1 protein-coding gene is annotated in these 352 nt (G+C 71.6%); it reads right to left on the bottom strand.

Annotation, left to right across the window (positions count from 1 at the left end; genetic code table 11):
* The coding region (locus IF47_RS0127060) for an NIL domain-containing protein (RefSeq protein ID WP_031511698.1) at positions 1 to 352 on the bottom strand (352 nt) is incomplete at both ends.

The following is a 352-nucleotide window of genomic DNA, read 5'->3' as shown; positions in this document are numbered from 1 at the left end:
GGCGAGGACGACGCGGAGGACGCCCAGTGGCTGGTCGTCCTCGACGGTCCGGCGGGGGCCTAGGATCCGGCCGACCTGGAGGCCGCCGACGGTGTCGATGGCGGCGCCGAGGATCGATATGTCGATGTTGTAGGTGCGGGCGAGCTGCGAGATGACGGGCTGGGTCGCGCTCTCGCCCTGGAAGGTGACGTCGACGACGGTGCGGTCGTCGCCGGAGGCCTCGCCGCCGAGCGGGAACAGCGCGGAGGCCAGTTCGGAGCCGGGGGTCGCGAGCAGTTCGCTGACCGTGCCCGACTCGATGACGCGGCCGTTCTCCATGAGCGCGGCGGAGTCGCAGACCGACTTCACGACG

Source organism: Streptomyces megasporus (assembly GCF_000718985.1).
In the GTDB taxonomy this organism is placed as follows: Bacteria; Actinomycetota; Actinomycetes; order Streptomycetales; family Streptomycetaceae; genus Streptomyces; species Streptomyces megasporus.
Note: the sequence above shows the minus strand (reverse complement) of the source record. Positions and strands in the feature narration are given on the sequence as shown.